The following is a 6,567-nucleotide window of genomic DNA, read 5'->3' as shown; positions in this document are numbered from 1 at the left end:
GCCCGCCGCCGCGGGCGGCCGGCACCGCGCCGGGGCGCGGCCGTACGCCGACGCGGCGCCGCCCCGGCACGACACCGGGGGCTGAGCCGGCCGGGACGCCTGCAGTCGGGCGGGGGGTCTCCGGACCCCCTCGTGGACGGCGAAAACAAGCCACCTGACCCGCTGCCAAGCCATCCGCCCCGGGGTGACTGCGTAACCCCTCCCCGTCGAAGCCCCAGGTGCCAGACTGACCGGCGCGTCCCGAAGGGGTACGCCGCAAGTCCATCGCCGCCTTCGGAGCAGGAAAGGGCCCGGAGGCCGGCGGCCATGCTCGTGGGAGGGGAACAGTGACATCCAGGGACTCCTTGCTCAAGGTCTACGGGGACCGGTCGTACCGGCACGTGACCATGGCGCGACACCAGGGGACGTCCATCGCGTTCGCGATGGACGCGTCCCGCCGGATCGTCTACTCCGTGCTGGACCTGTCCGAGGCCTCGGCCAGGAGCGAGGCAGACACCGCGTACTGGAGCGAGAACCCGGCAGAACTGCTCTTCCCCGGGGAACTCGCGGAGGTGGGGTACGCGGTCGCCGGTGCGACGGCGATGCCGACGGTCAAGCGGGGCGGGGCCGAGGCGGCCGCCGCCGAACGGCCGGCGGCCGGGGAGACGGATCTCTTCCTGTCCACCACCGCGCGGCTGACAGCGGACGCTCCGTTCCACGTGATGTCCGACGGCACGTATGTGGTGGTGCTGAGGCAGTCGGTCGACGGCACGCATCCCGACGCGGTGTTCAAGCTGACCGATGGCGGTTGCTCGGGGGACGCGTCCCGCAGCGACTACGTGCTCAGCGGCACGAAGAAGGTGCCGCTGGTGCGCGACACCCTGCTGTGCGACCGGTTCCTGCTGGTGGACGGCAAGCTCAAACCGGTCCTGGAGGTGCGCTACAAGCGCAGCCGGCACGCCACCCGCCCCGAGTCCGCCAAGGACAGCCTGGGAACCGAGGACATGGAGGGCCGCCCGTTCTACGAGCCCACCCAGGAGCTGTCGTTCGTCCGGAACCTGACCCGGGGCCGGTTCGCCGCGGTGCTGGTGCCGACCGCGATCAGCGGCGTGCAGCGCTGGCAGCTGTTCGCCCACAACGACGCCACCGGGCGAATCGACTCCTTCAGCATCGAGCAGGGCGTACAGGGCCTGTTCAACACCCAGGGGACCCGCTTCTACACCAGCCCGGACCCGCTCTACCGGGATGCCGTCTTCGAGCGCAGCCCCGGGACCTGCCCGTTCACCGCGCGTGAGCTGGTGCCGGTGACGAGCAGCGAGGGGCACGCGGAGACCGCGCTGCGGCTTTCCGGCACCGATCCCCACGTTGGCCTGGGAGATCCGGCGGCGCTGCGGTTCGGCGGCAGGCCCTACTCCGTCGAGGCATGGGTCAGGCCGACCTCCCACGACGGCCCGGTGCTGGCCAGGGAGGGCGAGTACGTACTGGCCGTGGACGCCGCCGGTCTGGTGAGCCTCACCCATGAGGGCGCGCCCTCGGCGCTGCTGTCCACCGAGCCGGTCCCGGCGGACCTGTACACCCACATCGCCGCCACCTTCGACGGCACCACCGCGAAGCTGTACGTCAACGGCAAACCCGTCGGCAGCGGGGCGCTGCCGTTCACCCCGGTCACCGGCGTGAACACCGTGGTCGGCAAGCACTCGTCCGGCGGTACGCGCAAGAACTTCAAGGGCGACATCGACGAGCTCCGGGTCTGGGACCGGGTGCGTTCGGCCACCGAGCTCACCGAGGACATGAACCACCGGCTGATCGGCAACGAACCGGGTCTGGTGGCCTACTACCGCTTCGACGAGGGCGCGGGGAGCACCGCCTACGACCAGACCGACCGGGCACTGCACGGCGCCCTCGGCGGCGGCGCGCGGTGGAGCGGCTCGGACGCCCCTGTCGGTGACCACCCCGGAGTGCGGCGCGACAGCTTCGTAGTCAAGGGGCGTTCGGTGGCGTCCGGCATGTCAGCGGTGCTCTACCACCAGCAGGAGAACGTCGTCGCCGGGTACCGCCCCGACCCCAAGCCCGCCAAGCGGCAGGCCCGGGTGATGCTGGCGTTCGCCGCCAAGTACGGCAACAACCCGTGCCTGGCGAGCCTGGACTTCGCGGTGGGCCGCGACGGCCGCCTGGCCCAGGCGCCGGACGTGCTGGATCCAGCGGTGCTCAAGCGGCCGGCGAAGGGCCAGGACTCGGAGCGGATCAGTGCCCTTCAGCAGTCGATCAGACGACTGGAGCCGGAGGTCGCGGCCCTGCAACCGGAGATCGCCCGGCTGGCCGCCACCGCGGGCGAGGTGGCCGAGCGGCAGGCGGAGCACGACCGGCTGAAGCCGGTGTTCGACGACCTGGAGCGCCGTTACTTCGCGGAGAAGGACCTGGTGACCTCCTGGCTCCACAGTGTGGAGCTCGGAACACCACGCACCGTGAAAGGCACGGCGGCGCATCAGCTCTACGCCGTCCTCTCCTCGTTGAACGAGGCCGGGGTGCTTCTCGCCCCTGAGTCCAGCCGGTCCTACTGGCGGGTGGAGACGGTCGGCGAGGACCACAACGGTCTGCCCTGCTACTTCCTGGTCGCTCACAGCCGCGACGCGGACCTGCGCGTCGCGGGTGACTCGACCGCGGAGGGAGCCCGGTTGGTCACGGCCGCCTCCCGTGAACCCGGCAACCGGTCCGCGCATTTCCAGCTGGTTCCCGAGGGCGAGTACGTCCGCATCGTCAACCGCGGGAGCCGTCTCGCGATCGGCCTGCCCTCCGCCGCCCAGGACCTCTTCCCGGTCCAGTCGAGCGAACACCTCACGGCGGAGTCGGGCCTGTTCCGTATGAGGCGTCTGTCCATGATCTCGGGCCTGGACGTGCGGTACTTCGCGGCCAAGGAGGCGATGGACGCCGCCCGCGCCCTGCTCCAGGAGTCGAGGACCGCCCTCCAGCGGGTCGCCGAGCTGCGGCTCTCACTGACCGCCAAGCAGGCGGAACTGCAGGACGCCCGGGAGAAGCTGGCCCGTCTGTCGAGCGCCCTGCAGGGCGACGACGACCTGACGGTGGCGATGCCGCTGCTCGCGGTGGACCGCACCGGGCTGAGCCTGTCCGGCTGCCTGCTCGAATTCGCCCGCAGCACCGACCGGCCCGCGCTGCTGGACAGCGGCACCGGCAACGTCGTGCTGTACTTCCGCGGGTCCGACGACCAGTTCTTCGCCGTGTACTACGACACCGCCGTCATCCGCGGCGCCCGGACGCTGGCCGGGGACAACGGCACGCTCACCTTCGTCGCGCGCGACCCGGCCGTCCCCCTGGAAGGCGCCGTCGTCAAGGTCGGCAACGGCGATGCCCCCGGCCGCTGCGACCTGACCATCACCGTCGGCACCGAAACCGAGACCTGGAAGTCCCTGCCGCGCGAGGCGGACCGGATGGCGGCCGCCCTGGCGGGGAGCCCCGGCCGACCGGTAACGGTGGGCGCGGTCGCACGCGTGACCGGCAGCACCGTGGAGCTCACCGCGGCCACCACCACCCCGATCCCGGCCAGGGCCCATCTCACGATCGGCGGTAACGGGTACGCCGCGGACTCGGACGCCCCTACCGGGTCCAGGACACTCACCCTCACCATGGCGGGCACCGCGATCAAGCCCGGTGACAAGGTCAGCCTGGTCGGCTACGACTGGGGCCGGGCCGAGTCCACCCGGCCCGGGGTCCTGCTCTCCACCGGCTCCCGGCTGGTCTCCCTGACCACGGGCGGGGTCGACTCCGTGCCCAACGGCACCGCCCGTGCGAGCATCACCGGCCGCGGCTGCCGCTGGCGGGCGAGAATGCCCGGCCGGGCCTTCCTGCTCGACGGCAAGGAGCAGTACCTGACGCTGCCCGCGGCCAGGCTGCCGAGCGTCACCCCGACCGGCGACCTGACCCTGGAAGCCTGGGTCAACCCCGAAGCGGGGCAGGGCAGGATCGTCCACGCCAAGACCGGCGAGTCCTCCTACTCACTGGCACTCGCCCCCGCCGGGCTCCCCGTCAAGCAGTTCATCGGCGACACCAAGGTCGAGCTGACCCGCTCACTCGACCTGTCCAACCGCGACTTCACGGTCGAACTGTGGGCCAGGCGCAGCCAGTCCCGCGGACGCCGCGAGCCACTGGTGACCCACGGCGCCATGACCGGTGGAGTGGACCAGACCCTGCACCTGCACTACGAACCGGACGACACCTTCGGTTTCGCCCTGTACGGCGACGACCTGACCACCACTGAGTCCTACCCGGACCTGGAGTGGCACCACTGGGCAGCGGTGTACAAGCACGCCACACACGAGCAGATCCTCTACCGGGACGGCACCGAGGTCGCCCGCCGCACCGCCACCGGCCCGTACACGGGCAACGGGCCGCTGCTCCTGGGCCACCAGCCCTTCTCGGGAACCTACCTCGACGGCCAGATCGACGAGGTCCGCGTCTTCGGCCGGGCACGCACCCAGCAGGAGATCTCGGCCGAGCGCCACCGGCGGCTCTCCGGCCGTGAGCCCGGCCTGCTCGGCCACTGGACCTTCGACGGGCCGAGCGGCCCCGCCTCACCGATCAGGGGTTACCAGGTGGTGGCCCGAGTGGGTGACCGGGTGTTCCGCTCCGTGGAGCGCTTCCCCTGCAACGAGTGGGCGCACCTCACCGCCACCTTCACCCAGTCCTGGGCGTTGCGCCTGGACGGTGGCGAGGGCCTGTCGGTGGCCCCGCAGAACACGCTGGACGTCCTGGAGGACCTCACCATCGAGGCGTTCGTCCAGGCCGAACGGCTGGGCACGCCCATGGGCCTGCTGGCCAAGGGCACCGTCGCCAACGGTGGCCAGGAAGGCGTCCCGTACCAACTGGGCATCCTGGCCGACGGCCGGGTGGAGTTCGCCTTCGCCGAGGCCGACGGCAAAGCCGTCCGGTACACCTCCGAGCGGGCCGTCACGGCCGGCGCCTTCCAGCGCGTCAGCGTGGTGCGGCAGCGTCGCCTGCCCAACGCCTCCGCCACCACCCCGGCGGAGGCGTCCCCCCAGCCCGAGCAGGACATCCGGTTCTACCTCGACGGCATACCGGCCGGCAGTCATCTGTACCGCGGTCCCGGTGCGCAGTCCAACACCGGTGAACTGGAGATCGGCCGCGGATTCCGTGGTGTCATGGGCGAGGTGCGGCTGTGGAACACCGCGCGGCCGTCCGTCCGGCTCGGCCTGCCGGTCACCCCGCGCGAGAAGGGACTCGTGGCCCGCTGGGCCTTCGACGAGAACGCCGGCAACGTCACCCTCGACACCTCCGGCTCCTTCCCGGCCAAGCTGCGCGGCGCCGGCTGGACCCGCGACCCCGACCCCACGGCCAGCCCGCTGCGGCTGTACCGCAACGGCGCCCCGCTGTCCGAGGGCCCGACCACCGCGCAGGACACCGGGGCCTGGGGCGATTCCCAGCTCACTTTGGGCGCACGTCTGGACGGGGGCAGGCCCACCGATCCACTGGCCGGAACGCTGGAGGAGGTGCGGATCTGGCGCACCGTCCGCACCCGGGAGCAGATATCCGACAACCTGTTCACCCGTCTGCGCGGGGACAAGCAGGACCTGCTCGGCTACTGGCCCTTCGACAGGGACTCCACCGCGCCCGGCACCACCTCGGTGCGCGACGAGGGCCTGCGCGGCAACGACCTGGGATTCTCCGCCAAGCGGCCGCGCATCCTGCTCTCGACCGCGCCGTTGTCCACCGACACCGCCCAGGTGCGCTCGGCTCTTGCCGACGTCCGCACCCCGTTCCACGAGACAGTCGCCGGCGCCCCCGGCGTCACCGAGTACGCGGACCTCCAGTTCGACGCCAAGGGCGACGCGCTCGGTGTGCTCAAACGCTGCTACGGCTTCGTCCGCGACGGCCGCTGGCACCTGGTCACCGGCTACAAGGTGGGTGACCTGGTCACCGAATGGGTGGGCCAGGCCCAGTTCGACCCGCAGCTCATGGGCTACGTCGAGGGTGCCCCACCGGTGCCCTCGGAGAACCTCCCCGCCAAGGAGGAGGGCTGGGCCGGTGCCTCCTCGGTGGAATTCGCCGAGGCCGACCAGGTGGTGCAGAGCCTGTCCTCCAGCAGGACCCGCAGCATGAACGCCGCCTTCAACTTCGCCGCGGGGGCCGAGACCGACCAGAGCGTCTTGTCGATCACGGCGCCGATGGGCTTCGGCACCGCCACCACGCTGGCCGAAGGCTGGATGAAGTTCGGCGTGTCGGGCAGTCTGGAGTACGCCAACACATGGAGCCAGGACACCCGGGTCAGTCAGGGCAGGAACACCGCCCGGGAGACCAGTCTGACGCTGACCGGCCACACCGAGGATCCCGCCAGGGTGCTGAACGACGCGATCGGTCAGCGGTATGTGCCCGCCAACACCGGCCTGGCGCTGGTGCAGTCGCAGACCGCCGATGTCTTCGCCCTGCGCCTGTGAGGGGCCTCGCGTTTTCCGGACAGGTAATGCAGCCGTTTATTTCATGCGGCGAGGCGGAGTCGTTCATGCTCGGCGTGCGCTTCTCGTGGCGGGCGATAACCGATCGCCGAGTGAAGACGCT

At 71.2% G+C, this 6,567-nt stretch carries 1 protein-coding gene; it reads left to right on the top strand.

The annotated features are described in order from the left end of the window. The first annotated feature begins 326 nt into the window (after nucleotides 1-326). A complete protein-coding gene (locus LJ221_RS22670; protein ID WP_241718574.1) occupies nucleotides 327-6,446 on the top strand; it encodes a LamG-like jellyroll fold domain-containing protein in 6,120 nt (2,039 codons plus the stop codon). Nucleotides 6,447-6,567 lie beyond the last annotated feature (121 nt).

The organism is Streptomyces sp. CNQ085 (assembly GCF_022614595.1).
Taxonomy (GTDB): Bacteria; Actinomycetota; Actinomycetes; order Streptomycetales; family Streptomycetaceae; genus Streptomyces.
Note: the sequence above shows the minus strand (reverse complement) of the source record. Positions and strands in the feature narration are given on the sequence as shown.